The following is an 18,061-nucleotide window of genomic DNA, read 5'->3' as shown; positions in this document are numbered from 1 at the left end:
GCCTCCGCGTCGGACAAGGGCGGGCCGCTAGAGCCCGATCTTCCCGAGCACCGGCCTCAGGTTCACCGCGCCGTCGCGGAAGTCCTTCCATGGGTCGGGCTTCTTCAGCAGGGCGGCGGCGTCGTGCAGGGTGTAGGCCTTCGGGTCCAGGCCGGACTTCACCTGACCCCACGACAGGGGGAAGGCGAGCCCGGCGCCGGGGCGGGCGCGGGGCGACCACGGGGCGACGGCGGTGGCCATGCGGCCGTTGCGCAGATAGTCGAGGAAGATCTTCCCGCCGCGCGCCTTCTTGGCGATGGTGGTGGTGAAGCGGTCGGGGTGTTCGCGGCGGACGATCTCGGACACCTCCTTGGCGAAAGCCTTGCACTGGTCCCAGTCGATTCGGCTGCGCCCGTCGGCGAGGATGGGCACGACGACGTGCAGCCCCTTGCCGCCGGTGGTCTTGACGAAGGGGTTGAGGCCGAGGCCCTCGAGCTCCGACTTCATCCGTTTGGCGGCGGCGATGACGTCGGCGAAGTCGAGACCCTCGTCGGGGTCGAGGTCGAAGGTGATCTGCTCGGGCGTCTCAGGATCGTCGGGCTTGCAGCCCCACGGGTGCAGCTCGAGCCCACCGGCCTGGCCGATGGCGACCAGGCCCCCGGCGTCGGTGACGCCGACGTAGGGCTTGCGCTCCCTGACGTCGATCAGCTTCAGGCGGGGGTTGGAGCCGGGCATGGCGTGGCGCTGGAAGAAGCGCTCGCCGCCGATGCCTTCGGGCGCGCGGATGATCGAGACGGGGCGGTCGGCGACGTGGGGCAGGAGGCGTTCGGCGGCCATCTCATAATAGCGCACCAGTTCGGCCTTGGTGATCGCCGGCTTTCCGTCGGCGGCGGGCCACAACACCTTGTCCGGGTTGGAAATGGACACGCCGGCGACGACCATTTTGCCCTTGCCGGCGGCGCGGGACTGGCCCGGCATGGCCAGTGGCGCGGCGGCGGTGTGCCGGCCCGGCTCCTTCGCGGGATCGGCGGGGGCGTGGGGCCGTTCGGTCACCTCGCACGGCGGCTTGTCCTCGCGCAGGCCCTTGAAGGCCGCCTGGCGCAGGGAGCCGGTGTCGGTGTAGCCGCCGTGCTCGACCTCGGCGACCAGCACCGGCCTCGTCCAGTGGATCGTCAGGCCGCCGGCGCGCGATTTCTTCGGGGCATCCTTGCCGACGAAGGGGTTCTTGTCCGTCTCAGCGGCCTTCAGGGCGGGCAGCAGGGTCTTGAGCAGGATCTGGTTGTAGCCGGTGCCGACGCGGCCGAGGTGGCGCAGGCCCGCCTTGTCGTGGACGCCGACGATCAGGGAGCGGAAGCGGTCGCCCTCCGAGGTCCAGCCGCCGATGATCACCTCGTCGCCGCCGCGGCATTTGGATTTCAGCCAGGTGGTGGAGCGGCCGGCCTGATACGCGGCGTTGAGGTTCTTGGAGATGACGCCTTCGAGGTCCATGCGGCAGGCGCTCTCGAGGATGGCCTGCCCCGTGGTGGCGAAGTGGTCGACGTAGCGGATGCGCTTGCGGGCGCCCTTGGGGATGCGGTCGACGTAAGCCTGCAGCCGCGCCTTGCGGTGCGACAGGGGCAGTTTGCGCAGGTCCTCGGGGCCCTCGAACAGCAGGTCGAAGGCGAAATAGACCAGGCCGCCGGTTTTGCCTTCGGCGATGGCCGCCTGCAGGGCCGAGAAGTCGGGCATGTCGTTTTCCGCGAGGGCGCAGAGCTCGCCATCGACGACGGCGTCCGGCCATTGCGCGGCATCGGCGGCCAGCTCGGGGAATTTGTCGGACCAGTCGAGGCCCTTGCGGGTGCGCACCGTGGCCCGGCCGCCGCCCGCCGCGACCTGCAGGCGGTAGCCGTCGAACTTGATCTCGTGCACCCAGCCGGTCCCCTGCGGCGGATAGTCGGTGAGCTTGCACAGCTGGATGGGGACGAAGGCGTGGGGCTTGGCGGCGTGGCTGGTCACGGCGGGGCGGGCCTCAGGCTTCGGCGGCGCGGCCTTGTTCGTCTTCGCGGGAGACAGCCAGCGCTTCTTGCCTTCGGCGATTTCGGCGAGGCTGCGGCCGGTGGCCACGGAGGCGTCGATCTCCATGTTGGCCTCGCCCTCGCCGGGGACGGCGAACGGGTCCTTCTCCTTGATCAGCAGCCAGTTGTTGCGCTTCGAGGGCTTGCCGCGATCGGAGCGCAGCCGGATCAGGGCCCATTTGCCCTGGAGGCGTTCGCCGTGCAGGACCATCTTGACGTTGCCCCTGGCGAAGGCGGCGTCGAGGTCGTCCTCCTGCGGCTCCCAGGTCCCGCGATCCCACATCTGCACCGTGCCGGCGCCGTAGTTGCCGGCCGGGATGATCCCCTCGAAGGCCCCGTAGTCGAGCGGATGGTCCTCGACCTCGACCGCCAGCCGCTTGACCGAGGGGTCGCGCGACGGGGCCTTGGTGACGGCCCAGGACTTGAGCACGCCGTCCAGTTCGATGCGGAAGTCGTAGTGCAGCCGGGTCGCGGCGTGACGCTGGATCAGATACTTCAGTCCGGCCTTGCGGGCCTTGCCCTTCCTGCCCTTCGGCTCCGGCGTGTCGCCGAAGTTGCGCTTCTTCTTGTAGGTCTCCAGCTCGCCGCGCACCCGGGCCTCCGTCGCTTATCGTGGAGGTGAACGCGCGCGCGTCCGGTTGGCTCAATCGACGGCCTCGCGCATGCGGGCGACGGCGGCGGCGGGGTCGCCTGTCGAGAAACTGGAGGCGCCTTCCAGCCAGTCTTCGAGCCGGGCGTTGATGGTGCGGCAGGGCGGAATGTCGAGGGCCCGGGCGACGCACAGGGTCTGGAAGGTGAGGATTTCCCTGCCGTCGCAGATTGCGCCTTCGCGCCAGCCGTACTCGCTCAGGCAGTTCTGGCCGTTGCGCCAGTGGTAGCGGCTGCCCGGCCCGACGCCGTTGCGCCAGAAGTAGGACGAGCCGGCCTCCGTCCCGTTGTTCCAGAAATAGGCCGAGCCGAGCCGGGTCCCGAAAATCAGGTGGTAGAAGGAGCCGGCGCGTGTGCCGTTGACGAGTTCATAGCCCGACGGAAAGCCCGCGCCGTTCCGGAAATAATGTTCCGACAGCATGCCGACGCCATTGCGCCACTCATAGTCGCCCCACGCCGCGGTCTGTTGAGGCGGCGTCACGAACAGGGCGAGGGCGAGGACGGCTGCCAGCATGACAGGCTCCGGCGATCGGCGCGATGCAGGCCGCGACGCTCGCCGCCCGGACCCGGTTCGTCAACTGACGCCGCCTGATCGGCCCAAGCCCCTATTCCGGCTGAGGTTCGTCTTCCGACTTCTCGCCCCGCGCGGCGGCGCGCTTCTCGGCCTTGGCGGCGGCTTTTTCGGCGGCCTTCTTGGCGTCGGCGCGCTCGCGCTCCATGCGTTCGAAACTGTAGTTGGGCTTACGGGCCATCGGCGTAGCTTCCTTTCCGGCGCGGCTGCGCCTGACGCGGGGGCGTCGGGAGAACGCCGTTGAGCGGCGCGGGATGCGTACAAGGTGGGGCGCCCCGGCCCCGGCTACAACCGCTCAATCGACAGCGACGATCTCGACGGTCTGTCCGGCCACGGTCGCTTCGTCGCCGACCCGTTTGCCGATCAGGGCCACCGCGAGCGGCGAGACGTGGCTGACCGAGCCGGCGGCGGGGTCGGCCTCGTCCTCGCCGGTGATGCGCCAGGTCTGGGTGCGGCCGTCCTCACGCTCGATGGTCACCGAGCCGCCGAAGCGGACGCGGCCGTCGGGCGGGCTCTCGACCAGCTGGGCGGTGGCGCGGCGGGCGGACCAGTAGCGCAGGTCGCGGGTGGCCCGGGCCATGGCGGTGCGGTCGGCCTCGATCGAGCCGTGCGCCTGGGCGGCCCCGTAGGCGGCGCGGGCGGCGGCCAGGGCGGCCTCGATCGCCGCCAGCCCCTCGGGGGTGACGAGGTTCGGATGCGGCGAGATCGGGCGGTCGGGAAGGTCGGCGGCCGTGGCCTCCAGATCTTCCTCGCGGGTGAAGGCGACGCTCATGGGGCGGAAGCGTATGCCGGTCGCGGGCGTTCCGGTCTAGGAAGGGCGGATGAGTTCTCCAGACAAGATTGTGCATGTGATCGGGGCCGGGCCGGCCGGGCTGATGGCCGCCGAGCGGCTGGCGCAGGCGGGCGCGGCCGTCGTCGTGCACGAGGCGATGCCGTCGGCGGCGCGCAAATTCCTGATGGCGGGGCGGGGCGGGCTGAACCTGACCCATTCGGAGCCGCTGGAGGCCTTCACCGGCCGCTACGGCGCGGCGGCCGGCATGGTGGCGGGGTGGCTGGAGCGGTTCTCGCCGACGCACCTGATCGGCTGGGCCGAGGGGTTGGGGCAGCCGGTGTTCACCGGCTCGTCGGGGCGGGTGTTCCCGCGGGCGATGAAGGCCTCGCCGCTGCTGCGGGCGTGGCTGGGGCGGCTGGCGGCGCTGGGCGTCGAGGTGCGGACACGGTCGCGCTGGACCGGACGCCGTGACGGCGGCTGGGTGTTCGGGACGCCCGACGGCGAGCGGGTCGAGCGGCCCGACGCGGTGGTGCTGGCGCTCGGCGGGGCGAGCTGGCCGCGGCTGGGCTCGGACGGCGGCTGGCGCGCATGGCTGGAGGCGGAGGGCGTGGCCGTCGAACCCTTCCGGCCGTCGAACGTCGGCTTCGACGTAGCGTGGTCGACGGTCTTCGCGGAGCGGTTCGCGGGGCAGCCGTTGAAGCCGGTGGCGCTGACGTTCGGCGACACGACGGTGCGCGGCGAGGCGATGGTGACAGCCTACGGGCTGGAGGGCGGGGCGGTTTACGCCCTGTCCGCGGCGCTGCGGGAGGCGATCGAGCGGGAGGGGTCGGCGACCCTGACGGTCGACCTGCGGCCCGACCTGTCGATCGAGGCCTTGGCCGGGCGGCTGACGAAGTCGCGCGGCAAGGACAGCGTGTCGAACTGGCTGAGGAAGGCGGCGGGGCTGTCGCCGGTCGGCGTCGGCCTGCTGCGCGAGATTCCGGGGGCTCTGCCCGAGGGAGCGGACAAGCTGGCGCGGCGGATCAAGGCGGTGCGGCTGACCCTGACCGGGGTGCAGGGGCTGGCGCGGGCCATCTCCTCCGCCGGGGGCGTGCGGCTCGACGCAGTGGACGACCGGCTGATGCTGAAGGCCCTGCCGGGGGTGTTCGTGGCCGGCGAGATGCTGGACTGGGAGGCGCCGACGGGCGGCTATCTGCTTCAGGCCTCGATGGCCTCGGGCGTGGTCGCGGCGGAGGGAGTGCTGGACTGGCTGGCGCAGCGCGCTACGACGACGTCATGAGCGATCTCCCCGACATCCAGGGCGTCTGTCCGCCGCGCTTCTCCGCTGTGAAGGACGCCTTCGCCGCCAATTTCACCGACGCCCCGGAAGGGCTGAACGAGCGGGCGGCGCGGTTCAGCGTCTGCATCGACGGCGAGCCGGCGATCGACCTGTGGGCCGGCTGGGCCGATGCGGCGAAGACCGTGCCCTATGGCGAGACCACGCTGACGCCAGTGTTCTCGACCGGCAAGGCGGTGATGGCCCTGCTGATCGCCGGTTGCGTCGAGCGTGGCCGGCTGGACTATGAGCGACCGGTCGCCAGCTACTGGCCGGACTTCGGGCAGGCCGGCAAGGACCGCATCACGGTCGGCGAACTGATGAGCCATCAGGCCGGCCTGCCGGGCTTCTCGGAACCCGTCGAGCCGAGCATTTGGTTCGACCGCGAGGCGGCGCTGGCGCGGCTGTGCGCCCAGGCCCCGATGTGGCCGCCGGGGACGGGGTCGGGCTATCACCCGATCACCATCGGCCTGCTCGCGGGCGAGCTGTTCCGGCTGGTCGACGGGCGCAGCATGGGGACGGCGCTGCGGGAGGACTTCCCCGGACTGGATCTGTGGATTGGTCTGCCCGAGGCCGAGCACGCCCGGGTGGCGCAGATGAAGAAGCCGACGGCGGCCCCGGACCTGGGCGTCATCGACGCCATCAAGCGCGCCGCTTTCCTCGACACGGGCTCGGCTCCCGCCGGCCGCGGCTCGGCGGAATGGCGGACCATGGAGCTGCCCTCGGCCAATCTGCACGGCACGGCGCGGGACCTGGCGCGGATCATGGGGGTGTTCGCGGCCGGGGGCGAGCTGGAGGGGCGGACGGTGCTGTCGGCGGAGACCCTGGCGGCGGCGACGCGGGAAAGGGTGCGGGGCCTGGACAAGGTCGTGCCGTTCCGGATCAGCTGGGCGGCGGGGCTGATGCGCAACGAGGGGCTGGGGATGTTCGGGCCGAACGCCGGGACGGTCGGCCACTACGGTTGGGGCGGCTCGTGCGCCTTCGCGGATCCGGCGGCGAAGGTTTCCGGCGCCTATGTGATGACCCGGCAGTCGCCGCATCTGATCGGCGATCCGCGGGCGGTGCGGCTGCTGGACGCCCTCTACTCGGCCTTCTGACGGCCGGGGGCGGTCAGGCCGCCGATGATCCCGCCCACAACGGCTAAGCCCGCACAGGTCAGGATCACGGCCCGGAAGGCGGCGTGGAAGGCGTCGCGGGCGGCGGCCTCCAGATCGGCGCCGGCCATGACCTGGCCGAGCAGGGCGCGGGCGTCGGGGCTGTCGGCCCGGGCCGTGAACACCGCCGACAGGATCACGCCGAGCAGGGCGATGGCGAGCAGGCCGGCGACGCGGGCGACGGCGTTGTTGACCCCCGAGGCGACACCGGTGCGGCCGGGCGGGACGGCGCCCATGACGGCGGCGGTCAGGGGGCCGACGGCGAGGGTCATGCCGACGGCCGTCACCGTCATCCCGGCCAGCGGCCCGTCGACGTAGCCGGCCCCCGGCGCGGGGATGGCCAGCAGGGCGAGGCCGACGCCGGCGAGGACCGGGCCGAGGCTGAGCGACAGCTTCGCCCCGAAGCGGTCGGCCAGCTTGCCGGCGTATCCCGAGAACAGGCCCATGATGACGGCGAAGGGCAGCAGGGCGGCGCCGGCCATGGTGGCGCTCCAGCCGTGCACCCGGATCAGGTCGAAGGGCAGGAAGAACATCGCCCCGCCGAGGGCGAAATAAAGGAGTAATGTCAGAAGGTTGATTCCGCTGAACACGGACGATTTGAACAGGCCGAGCGGCATCATCGGGTGGCGCTGGCGCGCCTCGGCCCAGAGGAAGCCGGCCAGCAGGAGGGCGCCGCCGATCAGGCCGGCGAGGATCAGCGGGTCGGTCCAGCCGAGGTCGGGGGCGGCGGTCAGGGCCCAGGTCAGGCCGCCGAGGCCGCCGATGGCGAGAAGCGCGCCGAGGCCGTCGAGGCCGCGGGCCTTTTCATCGCGGCTCTCGGGCACGGCCTTGAGGGTGATCAGGACGGTGAGCAGGGCCAGCGGCGGATTGATCCAGAAGATGAAGCGCCAGTCGGCGGCGTCGGCCAGCCAGCCGCCGACCAGCGGCCCGACCATGCCGAAGATGGCCCCGGCCCCGGCCCAGGTCCCGAAGGCCTTGCCGCGCTCGTCGGGCGGAAAGGCCGAGCCGATCACGGCGAGGGCGCCGGGGGTCAGCAGGGCCGCGCCGATCCCCTGTACGGCGCGTCCGGCGATCAGCAGCTCGACCGTGGGGGCGAGGCCGCAGGCGATCGAGGCGAGGGCGAAGACGGCGACGCCGATCAGGAACACCTTGCGCCGCCCGAAGCGGTCGCCGGCCGCGCCACCGATCAGCACCAGCGCCCCGAGGGTCAGCAGATAGGCGTTGGAGACCCACTGGGTCGCGGCCGGGCCGGCCCCAAGGTCGTTCTGGATGGCCGGCAGGGCCACGCCGAGGGCCGAGCTGTCGATGAAGGTCAGGCTGGAGCCGAGCACGGTGGCGGCGAGAATCCAGCGCTTGCGGGCGGTCGACAGGGGCTGCGCCGGGGCCGCGGCGGCCTGGACCTGACCGGCGTCGCACGGGCCGTGGCGGGAGTCGGACATGGGGGGAGGATAGACCGGATTTCGCGACGGAGGCGAGATGGAGCGGGTGGATGGAAAACACCGTTCACAGCGTTCACTCCGGTCGGCGATGCGGCCGACGGTTTCGCGCTCCCGCGCGCCGCCCTGTCCCGGGGTCTGCGCGGCTCCGCCGCTTGCCCGGGATGACGAAAGAGGGGATCAGTCCTCGGCGGGCGGAGCCCAGTTCGGGTCGTTCTCCGGAAACCAGTCGGCGGCCAGGTCGAGCCATTCGGGGTTGGCGTCCTCGATCAGCTTGAGCTTCCAGTCGCGCAGCCATTTCTTGATCCGCTTCTCGCGCCGGATCGCTGCGGTCACCCAGGCGTGGCGCTCGAACCACAGGAGGCGCGTGCAGGTGTGATGGTCGGTGAAGCCGGGGAAGACGTGGGTCTCGTGCCGCCACACGCGGGCAACGAGGTTCGAGGTCATGCCGGTGTAGAGCGTTCCGTTCCGCCCGCTGCCCATGATGTAGGTGGCGATGAACGTCCGGTGCGTCCCCATGCGGGGAAGCTATGCCCGGCGAGGGCGGGCGTCGACGATCTGCATCCGGTGCGGGGGTTCAGGTGGCGGGTTCGCGCTGTGGTGAGCAGTTCCCCCTTCCTTTCGTCATCCTCCGGGCCGCGCGAAGCGCGGAACCGGGGGACCCAGCGGCGCCGGAGGCGACTTGTTCACGCAGGCTGTCGTAACCCAGCGGCGCTCCCGACAGCTTCGCGCTCCCGCGCGCCGCTGGGTCCCCCGGTCTGCGCCGCGAAGGCGCGGCTTGCCGGAGGATGACGAAAGGGGGCGGGAACGACGGAGGTCAATCGCGGGTGGACGAACCTCGCTCTTCGGGTCAAGGATGCGCGTCTTACGCGAACCTGGGGAGGGGACGTATGGAACTGGCGGCGCGGCTGAAGGAACTTCAGCAGAAAGCTCTTGAACACCGGGAAGTGCTTCTGACCGAGGAGGCGGCGAAAACCGCTCTCGTCATGCCCTTCATTCAGACGCTCGGATACGACGTGTTCAATCCGGGAGAAGTCATCCCCGAGTTCTGCGCCGACGTCGGCACCAAGAAGGGCGAGAAGGTCGACTACGCCATCTGTAAGGACGGCAAGGTCACCATTCTGGTTGAGTGCAAACCGGCTTCCGTGGAGCTCGGCATCAATCACGCCGGGCAGTTGTTCCGCTACTTCAGCGTGACGGAGGCGCGGCTGGCGATCCTGACCAATGGCGTGATCTACCAATTCTATTCGGACGTCGAACGACCGAACAGGATGGACGACAAGCCATTCTTCACCTTCTCGATGGCGGCGCTCAAGGGGGGCGACGTCAAGACGATAGAAGCTTTCTCCAAGGGCACGTTCGACATCGACCGGATCGTCAAGGAGGCCGGCAATCTGAAGCTCCAGTCGCTCATCCGGAAGGAGCTGGAGCATGAGTTCGCGGAGCCCTCGCCCGAGTTCGTGGGGATGCTGGCCAAGCGGGTCCACGATGGCCGGGTGACCTCGGCCGTGAAGGACAATTTCGGCAAGCTGGTGGTCGGATCGATCGCGGCGCTGATCCGCGATCTGGTCAACGACCGCCTGTCGTCGGCGCTGAACGCTTCATCACCCAAGGAGGACGGCCAAGCGGAGGGCGGCGCCGAGGTGGATGACATCGGCGTCTTCACGACCGCCGAGGAGATTTCCGGCTTCCACATCGTGCAGGCCATCGCCTCACGCCATGTCGATCCGAAGCGGATCATCATGCGGGACGCCAAATCCTATTGCGCCATCCTGCTGGACGACAACAACCGGCGGACGCTGGCGCGGCTGCACTTCAACGGCATCACGACCAAATATCTCGGCACCTTCAAGGCCAAGGACGAGGAACGGCATCTGCTCGGCGACCTGACGGACATCTACAAGTTCGAGAAGCAGATCAGCGCGCGGATCGCGGAGTTGGAGAGCGGGAAGGCCGAAGTTTAGCGCCCTTCCTTTCGTCATCCTCCGGCGAGGCGAAGCCGAGACCGGGGGACCCAGCGGCGCCGGAGGCGACCTGTTCTCGCAGGCTGGTTCAACAGCGGCGCTCCCGACAGGGTCGCGCTCGCGCGCGCCGCTGGGTCCCCTGGTCTGCGCCGCAGAGGCGCGGCTTGCCGGAGGATGACGAAAGGGGGGAGGTCGCGCCCTAATGCACCCGCGCCTTCCCGATCTCCAGTCCGCCTTCCCCCGCTGACACCGCGATCACGCTCCCGTCCTCTATCTCCCCCGCCAGCAGCTTGCGCGCGATCGGGTCGACCAGTTCCTTCTGGATGACGCGTTTCAAAGGCCGGGCGCCGTAGACCGGGTCGTAGCCCTTGTCGGCGAGCCAGGCGGCGGCGCTGCCGTCCAGCGCCAGCGTCAGTCTCCGGTCGGCCAGAAGCTTTTCGAACCGCCCCAGCTGTATACGGACGATCCCCGCCATCTGGTCCCTCCCCAACCGGCGGAACAGGATGATCTCGTCGATGCGGTTGAGGAACTCCGGGCGGAAGTGGGCGCGGACCTGCTCCATGACGTAGGGGCGGACGGTCTCGACGTCGTCGCCTTCGCCCTGGCCGGCGAGGGCCTCGGAGCCGAGGTTGCTGGTCATGATGATCAGGGTGTTCCTGAAGTCGACGACGCGGCCTTGGCCGTCGGTGAGGCGGCCGTCGTCGAGGACCTGGAGCAGGACGTTGAAGACGTCGGGGTGGGCCTTTTCGACCTCGTCGAACAGCACGACCTGATAGGGGCGGCGGCGGACGGCCTCGGTCAGGGCGCCGCCCTCGTCATAGCCGACGTAGCCGGGCGGGGCGCCGATCAGGCGGGAGACGCTGTGCTTCTCCATGTATTCCGACATGTCCATGCGGGTGATGGCGGCCTCGTCGTCGAACAGGAACTCGGCCAGGGCCTTGGTCAGCTCGGTCTTGCCGACGCCGGTGGGGCCGAGGAACAGGAAGGAGCCGAGCGGGCGGTTGGGGTCGTTGAGGCCGGCGCGGGCGCGGCGCACGGCGTCGGAGACGGCCTCGAGCGCCGCGTCCTGGCCGACCACGCGGCGGGACAGGGCGGCCTCCATCTGGAGCAGCTTCTCGCGCTCGCCCTCCAGCATCTTGTCGACCGGGACGCCGGTCCAGCGGCTGACGACCTGGGCGATCTGTTCGGCGTCGACGACCTCGGGGGTCAGGGGGCCGGACTTGTCGGCCTCATTGGCCTCGGCCTCGGCGAGCTGTTTCTCGATGCCGGGGATCTGGCCGTAGGCGATCTCGGAGGCGCGGCCGAGGTCGCCGGCGCGCTGGGCGGCGGCCAGTTCGGCGCGCAGGCGGTCGAGGGTTTCGCGCAGCTGGGCGCCGGCGCCGACCTTCTCCTTCTCGGCCTTCCAGCGGGCGGTGAGGTCGTCGGACTGGGCGTCGAGGTCGGCGATCTCGTCCTCGAGCTTTTCGAGGCGGGCGACCGAGGCCTTGTCGGTCTCCTTCTTCAGGGCCTCGCGCTCGATCTTGAGCTGGACGGCGCGGCGGTCGATCTCGTCCAGTGCCTCGGGCTTGGAGTCGACGGCCATGCGCACCCGGCTGGCGGCCTCGTCGATCAGGTCGATGGCCTTGTCGGGCAGGAAGCGGTCGGTGATGTAGCGGTTCGACAGGGTCGCGGCGGCGACGATGGCGCCGTCGGCGATGCGCACGCCGTGGTGGACCTCGTACTTCTCCTTCAGTCCACGGAGGATCGAAACGGTGTCCTCAACCGACGGCTCCTCGACGAAGACCGGCTGGAAGCGGCGGGCGAGGGCAGCGTCCTTTTCGACGTGCTTGCGGTATTCGTCGAGGGTGGTGGCGCCGACGCAGTGCAGCTCGCCGCGGGCGAGAGCGGGCTTGAGCAGGTTGGAGGCGTCCATGGCGCCGTCGCCCTTGCCGGCGCCGACGAGGGTGTGCATCTCGTCGATGAACAGGATGATGCCGCCCTCGGCGGCGGTGACCTCGGCCAGCACGGCCTTGAGCCGCTCCTCGAACTCGCCGCGGTATTTGGCGCCGGCGATCAGGGCGCCGAGATCGAGGGCCATGACCTTCTTGTCGCGCAGGCTCTCGGGCACGTCGCCGTTGACGATACGCAGGGCCAGGCCCTCGACGATGGCGGTCTTGCCGACGCCGGGCTCGCCGATCAGGACGGGGTTGTTCTTGGTGCGGCGGGCGAGGACCTGGATGGTGCGGCGGATCTCCTCGTCGCGGCCGATGACCGGGTCGATCTTGCCGTCGCGGGCGGCCAGGGTCAGGTCGCGGGCGTAGCGTTTGAGGGCGTCGTAGGCGTCTTCCGCCCCGGCGCTGTCGGCGGTCTTGCCCTTGCGGATTTCGTTGATGGCGGCGTCGAGCGCGTCGGGGGTGGCGCCGACCGAGGCCAGCACGGTGGCGGCGACCCCGCCCTCGCGGGCGATGGCCGAGAGCAGGCGTTCGGTGGTGACGAAGGCGTCGCCGGCCTTCTTCGAAGCAGCCTCGGCGGTCGCGAAGACGCGGGCGGTGTCGCCGTCGAGATAGAGCTGGCCCGAGCCGCCGGAGACCTGGGCCCGCTTGCTGAGGGCGGTTTCGACAGCGGACTCGGCTTTCGCGGGATCGCCGCCGGCGGCGGTGATCAGGGTGCGGGCCAGGCCGTCGCGCTCCTCGAGCAGCACCTTGAGCAGGTGTTCGGGGGCGAACTGCTGGTGCCGGCGGGCGAGGGCCAGAGACTGGGCCGACTGGACGGCCTGTTTGGCGCGGTCGGAATAGAGGTCGAGATTCATGCTTTCCCCTGATGAGGCGGAATGCGGAAGGCGCGTCCTTGAGAAGCAAGCAACGGGCCGTCCGGTTGCGGCTGAGGTGGGTGTGGCGATGGGGTCACACAAGAGGCGGGTGGCGGCGGCGGCGGACCTTCGCTAGCGTTCCGGCGAAGTCTGTCGGGAGCGTCCTCATGTCCATCCGCCTCACGCGCCGCGCGGCGCTGGTTTCGTCTGTCGCGGCAGGCGCCGCCCTGCCCTCGCTGTCGCACGCCCAGACCGGCCCCTCGCCGGCCGGCGAGGCGCTGGCCGAGGCGGTGGACGCCTATGTGAAACAGGCGCTGGCGGCGTTCCCGGATCAGCCGGCGGTGTCGATCGCCGTGGTCAAGGACGGCGCGCCGGTGCTGACCCGCGGCTATGGCGTGCGGGTGCAGGGCGAGGCGGCGCGGGCCGACGAGCACACCCTGTTCGCCATCGCCTCCAACACCAAGAACGTCACCGCCGCCGCCCTGGCCATGATGGTCGACGAGGGGAAGGTGAAGTGGGACGAGCCGGTCAGGACCTACCTGCCCGGCTTCACCCTGTCCGACCCGGTGATCGGCGAGCGGATCACGGTGCGCGACACCCTCAGCCACCGGGCCGGGTTCGGACTGGGGGCCGGCGACCTGCTGTTCTGGCCCAACAGCGACCGCAGCCGCGAAGAGGTGATGGCGGCCGTTCCGTTCGTGCCGATCGAGGACGGGCTCCGCGCCCGCTACCACTATTGCAACCTTATGTTCGTGGTCGCCGGCGAGGTGCTGGCGGCGGTCTCGGGGATGCGCTGGGAGGACTTCGTCCAGAGCCGCATCCTCGACCGTCTCGGCATGAGCGAGACCGTGCCGATGGCGACCCTCGCCGACCCGGCGAAGTCGGCCCTGCCCCACGCCCGGATCGGCCCGCCGCTGCGCTACCAGGGCGAGATGGTGCAGATCGCCGACTCCATCGCCGGGGTGTGGAACTGGGATTCGGCGGCGGCGGCGGGCGGGCTGTGCACGACGGCGACCGACTGGGCCAAATGGATCGGCCTGCGGCTGGCCATGGGCGAGCTGCCGGACGGGACGCGGCTGTTCTCGGAGGACGCCGCGAAGGAGATGTGGCGGCCGAACATCATCATCGGTTCGTCCGAGGGGCCGACGGCGGAGCTGCCGGGGCGGGCCATCGCCTCGACCTACGCCATGGGCTTCCAGGTCCAGGACTATCGCGGCGAGCGGATGGTCACCCATGGCGGGGGCTCGCCGGGCGGGATTTCCGCGACCGTGCTGATCCCCGGTCGGGACGCCGGCTTCTCGATCTTCTCCAACGCCGAGGAGAGCTATCTGCTGCGCGCCCTGCGCTCGGGCATCGCCGACATCGTCATGGGCAAGGCCGGGTTCGACTGGATCGCCGACAGCGTCCGGCTGCGCGACCAGAGCGACGCCAAATCGATCGCGGCCGCGGCCGAGATCGATGCGAAACAGGCGGCCGGGGCGGCCCCGTCGCTGCCGCTCGAGGCCTACGCCGGGACGTGGCGGGACCCGTGGTATGGCGACATCGTGGTCTCGCAACGCGACGGCGGCCTGTGGCTGGACTTCACCCATACGCCGGCGCTGAAGGGGCCGCTGGAGCCCTATGACGGCGAGACGATGCGGACCCGCTTCCCCGACAAGCGCGAGGAGGATGCCTTCGTCGTCTTCAAGCTTGAGAACGGCGCGCCCGTGACGGCGACGATGAAGGCGGTCTCGCCCGACGCGGACTTCAGCTACGATTTCCACGATCTGCGCCTGACGAAGGCTTGACCCGATGATCGCGCTCGCCTTCGCCCTGGCCCTGACCGTCGCGCCCCAGGAAATCCCCGCCGTCTGCGATCCGGCGCCGGGGGTGGCGCCCGACTGGGCCGCCTGCGCCGCGGCGCTGCCGGAGGGCTCTCCGGAGCAGCGGCTGGCGCGACAGAACCAAGCCACACAAGCCTATCTGAACCGCGACTATGGCGCGGCCGAGCGGCTGTACGACCTGGCCGCCGGCGGCGACGAGGTCTATTCCGATGTCCTCCTGCACGCCTTCCGGGCCGACACCTTCCGGCACGTCGGACGCGACAAGGAGGCCACGGCCGACGCTCGCATGGCCTGGCTGATCCTGTCCGGCGACCCGGCCCACGAGGCGCAGCGCCAGCTGGCGCCGGTGGACGAGGAGGGGCGGCGGTTCCTGCTCAGCCTGGTGCTGCCGATCCTCAAGACGGGCCGCGATCCGGCCTTCGAGGAGGCCTTCGCCGACTTCCGCGCCCTGCCGGTCAAGGATGCGGACGGTTACGGCAGCCTGGCGCTGGTGCTGGAGCAGCTCGGCGATTTCGACGGCGCGCTGGAGGCCAGCCTCGTGGCGGTGAAGGCGGCGCCGACGAACGCCGGCTACCTGAACAATCACTGCTACATCCTGGTTCGCGCCGGCCGCCCGGCCGAGGGCCTGCCCTTCTGCGAGAAGGCGGTGCAGGCGGCGCCGGAGATCGGCGCGGTTCGCCACAGCCTCGCCGCCGCCCTGGCCGGGGCCGGCCGCTGCGATGAGGCCGATGCGGCGCTGGCCGAAGCCCGCCGGCTGGAGCCGGCGACGGCGCTTTACCAGCAGGCGATCGCCTGCGTGGCGGGGCAGGGCGGCGATCCGGCACCCGCTCCGTCAGTGTGAAGGCGGCTGCTCGGGCGCTACGGCGTTGGAGAGGTCGACGACGTTCTTCCAGTCGCCGCCGGCGTCCTTTTTCCAGATCGTGACGCCCCTGAACTGCTGCGTCACCAGTTGACCGGAGGGGCCCGGCATCGTGACCTCGGAGCGTTCCAGCAGGTAGGCCATGTCGCCGGATGAGGAGACATGGGCCTCCAGCGGCTCCCAGCTTATCCGGAAGCCGGGGACCTTCAGGCTCTCCTCGACATAGCTCCGGATCGCGGGCTTTCCGGTGAAGGTCGGCAGGCCCGGCATCATCACCACCGCGTCGTCCGCCCAGTAGTTGACGATGGCGTCCACGTCGCCGGTCGACGCCGCCTGCGACCATTCGCGACTGGTCTGCATCAGGCTGCGTTCCTCGGCGGCGGAATCCACGCGTTGGGCGCCGCAGGCCGACAGGGCGGCGATCAACAGCAGGGCCGGGATCGCCCGGAGCGCTCCCTCGACCCGAACGATACGCCTTGCCCGCATGTCCCCCTCCCAAGGTTTGGGCGGGAATGCTGGGCCGAACGCCGGGAAGAGTCCAGCCGCCGGCCCTACTGCGCCGGGCGCGAGCGGCTGGCCTCGAGGATCGGCATGGAGGCTTCCGTCGGGATGTAGATGACCTCGCGGCCCGGCTTGCCGGCGGTCTCCTCCAGCATGTGGATGTAGGACCAGCGCAGGTAGTTGTCGGGGCCGCCGAGGCTCTCGGCCATGATGCGGTTGGCCTCGTTTGTGCCGCGGGCGCGGGCGACCTCGGCCTGGGCGGTCAGCTGGGCGGAGTCGAGGGCGGCCTGGGCCTCGAGCACCCGGATGCGGCGGTCCTGAACCGCCTGCTCGTAGGCGGCCTTGCCCTGCATCTGTTTGGAATAGACGTTGTAGGTCGGCAGGCCGATCAGCACGAGAACGCCGATGACGACGATGGCGATGACCGAACCGATGGTGACGCTGAATCCGCGCATGAAAGCCCCCTGACATCTGGACGCGGAACGGCTCCGCTTTGGGGCAGACTCGCCGCCCGGGCGAGCGGGGTCAAGGCGACGTCAGCGAACCAGTTCGAGGATCTCCAGCTTGGAATCGACCCGGGGCCACGGAATCACCAGCCGCCAGCGGTTGGAGCCGATGCGCTCGAAGACGCCGACCTGGTCGCGGACGCGCTGTTCGCCGTAGCGGGGGAAGGTCGTCTCATCCATGCCCCAGGCCTGGGCGCCGATGAAGACGAGGCGGCGATCGGTGTCGGGATAGAGCAGGCCGCGCGTGCGCTGCGACCCGGTGGTCTTGGTCAGGATCAGATCGCCGCCGGGGGTCAGTTCGATGGTGCAGCGGAAGAAGGGGTATTCGAGATAGCCGAGTCCGCCGGGCCCGTTGGACCCCAGCTTGATGGCGCGGCAACGGTAGGCGCCGGGCGGCGGCTGGAGGCGGTCGGCCTGGCCCGCGTTCGGGTCGACCAACGGGCCGAGGGCCTCGACCTCGTCGGCGAATCCCTTGTCCTCGGCCTCGGCGCGGGCGAGGCGCCAGGCCTGGTCGAGACGGCCCAGGGCGGCGGCGTCCTCGACCGAAACCACCTCGCGCCAGTCGGCGGTCGCGTCCTGTTCGCCGCGAGCGGGCGGGGCGGGCGTGGAGGCCGGCGGATCGGCGGGGGCCGACGCGGCCGGCGCGGCCGGCGCGGCGTCCCGATCAGCGGGCCGGTCGCCGCAAGCGGCCAGCAGGATGGCGAGCGCGGCGACGGCGGCGGGGGTTCGCATCCGGGGAGACTCCGTTCGGCTGAGCCCTCCCAACGGCTCAGGCGCGTGGCGGTTCAGCGTCGATCAGGGATCAGGCGGGGACCAGCTCGATCAGGTCGAGATTGGATTCGTTCAGGGGCCACGGCAGCACCAGCCGCCAGCGGCGCTCGCCGATCCGCTCCAGCACGGCGACCAGGTCGCGGTCGGGACGCTGGCCGTATGAATTGGCCGGCGGCTCGTCGGCCAGGGCCATCGAACCGAGCAGGATCATGCTCCGGTCGTTCTCCGGGAAGAGCAGGCCGGAGGGGCGCTGGCTGCCGGTCAGCTTGCTGAATTTGAGCCCGTTCGGCGTCTGTTCGATGCGGCAGGCGAACCAGCTGTAGACGACATAGCCGAGGCCGTCCTCGCCCCCCTGGGAGCCCAGCTTGACGGTGCGGCAGCGGTAGTCGCCGGCCGGCGGGATCACCGACGGCCGTGCGGCGTCGGGGTCGATCAGCTCGCCGGTCGAGGCGAGGTCGCCGGACCCGCGCTGGCGGCGGGCCTGCTGCAGCGCCAGCGACCAGGCGGCGTCGAGCCGGTCGTAGCGGTCACGGTCGCCGGAGGTGATGATGGTGCGCCAGTCGCGCAGCACCGGACCGGCGCCGGGTTCGTCGAGCGGCGGGGGCGGAGGCGGGGAAGGCGTGGTCGCGCAGGCGGACACGACGGCGGCGGCGATGGCGATGGCGCCAAGGACTGAGGGCCGGAACAGGCGAAGCATACGGCGCTCCCGTGGGATTGCGGACGCCGCCCTGCCGCAGCGAGGCGGAGTCCGTAAACGTACAGACGCCCTTGGACCGGTCCGGGCCCGCGACGTCAAGCGCCCTCACGCCCGAAGCGGCTATCCCTCGTCGGCCGGAGCCTCGACCTTGCGGCGCGGCGCGCGGCGCCGGGGGGCGGGCGCTTCGGCCTCGCCGCCTTCGGGCGGACCCTCGCCGGCGGGC

General features: G+C 70.8%; 16 protein-coding genes. 5 read left to right on the top strand and 11 right to left on the bottom strand.

The window, feature by feature from the left end; translation table 11 throughout:
• Window positions 1-27: 27 nt before the first annotated feature.
• The 4 genes from ligD to greA form a co-directional block, all read right to left on the bottom strand.
• Window positions 28-2,625: a DNA ligase D gene (gene ligD, locus ACSQ1L_RS07920; protein ID WP_435993709.1), complete on the bottom strand. Its 2,598-nt coding sequence runs from the start codon at window positions 2,623-2,625 to the stop codon at window positions 28-30.
• A 51-nt stretch (window positions 2,626-2,676) separates the two neighbouring features.
• Window positions 2,677-3,195, bottom strand: a complete 519-nt coding sequence (locus tag ACSQ1L_RS07915) for a hypothetical protein (RefSeq protein WP_435993707.1) — start codon at window positions 3,193-3,195, stop codon at window positions 2,677-2,679.
• A gap of 91 nt (window positions 3,196-3,286) precedes the next feature.
• Window positions 3,287-3,433: a hypothetical protein gene (locus ACSQ1L_RS07910; RefSeq protein ID WP_435993705.1), complete on the bottom strand. Its 147-nt coding sequence runs from the start codon at window positions 3,431-3,433 to the stop codon at window positions 3,287-3,289.
• Between the two features lie 114 nt (window positions 3,434-3,547).
• The gene (gene greA / locus ACSQ1L_RS07905; RefSeq protein ID WP_435993703.1) at window positions 3,548-4,024 is read right to left on the bottom strand and encodes a transcription elongation factor GreA; all 477 of its coding nucleotides are present in this window, start codon (window positions 4,022-4,024) and stop codon (window positions 3,548-3,550) included.
• A 49-nt stretch (window positions 4,025-4,073) separates the two neighbouring features.
• Between greA and ACSQ1L_RS07900 the strand changes: the two genes are divergently transcribed.
• Both ACSQ1L_RS07900 and ACSQ1L_RS07895 read left to right on the top strand, forming a co-directional pair.
• Window positions 4,074-5,303 carry an NAD(P)/FAD-dependent oxidoreductase gene (locus ACSQ1L_RS07900; protein ID WP_435993701.1) on the top strand — a complete coding sequence of 410 codons (1,230 nt, stop codon included), beginning with the start codon at window positions 4,074-4,076 and terminating at the stop codon, window positions 5,301-5,303.
• A complete protein-coding gene (locus ACSQ1L_RS07895) occupies window positions 5,300-6,436 on the top strand; it encodes a serine hydrolase domain-containing protein (protein WP_435993699.1) in 1,137 nt (378 codons plus the stop codon). Before ACSQ1L_RS07900 ends, ACSQ1L_RS07895 begins: the two co-directional genes overlap by 4 nt.
• Here ACSQ1L_RS07895 and ACSQ1L_RS07890 read toward each other — a convergent pair.
• Complete coding sequence (locus tag ACSQ1L_RS07890; protein WP_435993697.1) at window positions 6,421-7,932, bottom strand: MFS transporter; 1,512 nt, start codon at window positions 7,930-7,932, stop codon at window positions 6,421-6,423. The two genes, ACSQ1L_RS07895 and ACSQ1L_RS07890, sit on opposite strands and share 16 nt — an antisense overlap.
• A gap of 177 nt (window positions 7,933-8,109) precedes the next feature.
• The gene (locus tag ACSQ1L_RS07885; RefSeq protein ID WP_435993695.1) at window positions 8,110-8,448 is read right to left on the bottom strand and encodes a GIY-YIG nuclease family protein; all 339 of its coding nucleotides are present in this window, start codon (window positions 8,446-8,448) and stop codon (window positions 8,110-8,112) included.
• A gap of 371 nt (window positions 8,449-8,819) precedes the next feature.
• Here ACSQ1L_RS07885 and ACSQ1L_RS07880 point away from each other — a divergent pair, with 371 nt between their 5' ends.
• The gene (locus ACSQ1L_RS07880; protein ID WP_435993693.1) at window positions 8,820-9,893 is read left to right on the top strand and encodes a type I restriction endonuclease; all 1,074 of its coding nucleotides are present in this window, start codon (window positions 8,820-8,822) and stop codon (window positions 9,891-9,893) included.
• Between the two features lie 199 nt (window positions 9,894-10,092).
• Here the strand turns inward: ACSQ1L_RS07880 and clpB are convergent, their stop codons facing one another.
• Window positions 10,093-12,681: an ATP-dependent chaperone ClpB gene (gene clpB / locus ACSQ1L_RS07875; protein ID WP_435993691.1), complete on the bottom strand. Its 2,589-nt coding sequence runs from the start codon at window positions 12,679-12,681 to the stop codon at window positions 10,093-10,095.
• Window positions 12,682-12,848: 167 nt separating this feature from the next.
• Here clpB and ACSQ1L_RS07870 point away from each other — a divergent pair, with 167 nt between their 5' ends.
• Window positions 12,849-14,468 carry a serine hydrolase gene (locus tag ACSQ1L_RS07870; RefSeq protein WP_435993689.1) on the top strand — a complete coding sequence of 540 codons (1,620 nt, stop codon included), beginning with the start codon at window positions 12,849-12,851 and terminating at the stop codon, window positions 14,466-14,468.
• Between the two features lie 4 nt (window positions 14,469-14,472).
• Window positions 14,473-15,345 (top strand): hypothetical protein, encoded by an 873-nt coding sequence (locus ACSQ1L_RS07865; protein ID WP_435993687.1) that lies wholly within the window; start codon window positions 14,473-14,475, stop codon window positions 15,343-15,345.
• Here the strand turns inward: ACSQ1L_RS07865 and ACSQ1L_RS07860 are convergent.
• From ACSQ1L_RS07860 to ACSQ1L_RS07845, 4 genes are all read right to left on the bottom strand, one after another.
• Window positions 15,337-15,849 (bottom strand): YybH family protein, encoded by a 513-nt coding sequence (locus ACSQ1L_RS07860; RefSeq protein WP_435993685.1) that lies wholly within the window; start codon window positions 15,847-15,849, stop codon window positions 15,337-15,339. The genes ACSQ1L_RS07865 and ACSQ1L_RS07860 overlap by 9 nt on opposite strands.
• 65 nt (window positions 15,850-15,914) lie before the next feature.
• Window positions 15,915-16,319 carry a hypothetical protein gene (locus tag ACSQ1L_RS07855; protein WP_435993683.1) on the bottom strand — a complete coding sequence of 135 codons (405 nt, stop codon included), beginning with the start codon at window positions 16,317-16,319 and terminating at the stop codon, window positions 15,915-15,917.
• 81 nt (window positions 16,320-16,400) lie between these two features.
• The gene (locus ACSQ1L_RS07850) at window positions 16,401-17,102 is read right to left on the bottom strand and encodes a DUF4893 domain-containing protein (protein WP_435993681.1); all 702 of its coding nucleotides are present in this window, start codon (window positions 17,100-17,102) and stop codon (window positions 16,401-16,403) included.
• 70 nt (window positions 17,103-17,172) lie between these two features.
• Window positions 17,173-17,838 (bottom strand): DUF4893 domain-containing protein, encoded by a 666-nt coding sequence (locus tag ACSQ1L_RS07845; protein ID WP_435993679.1) that lies wholly within the window; start codon window positions 17,836-17,838, stop codon window positions 17,173-17,175.
• Window positions 17,839-18,061 lie beyond the last annotated feature (223 nt).

Source organism: Brevundimonas sp. LjRoot202, assembly GCF_964253355.1.
Taxonomy (GTDB): Bacteria; Pseudomonadota; Alphaproteobacteria; order Caulobacterales; family Caulobacteraceae; genus Brevundimonas.
This window is presented reverse-complemented; position numbering and strand designations above follow the sequence as displayed.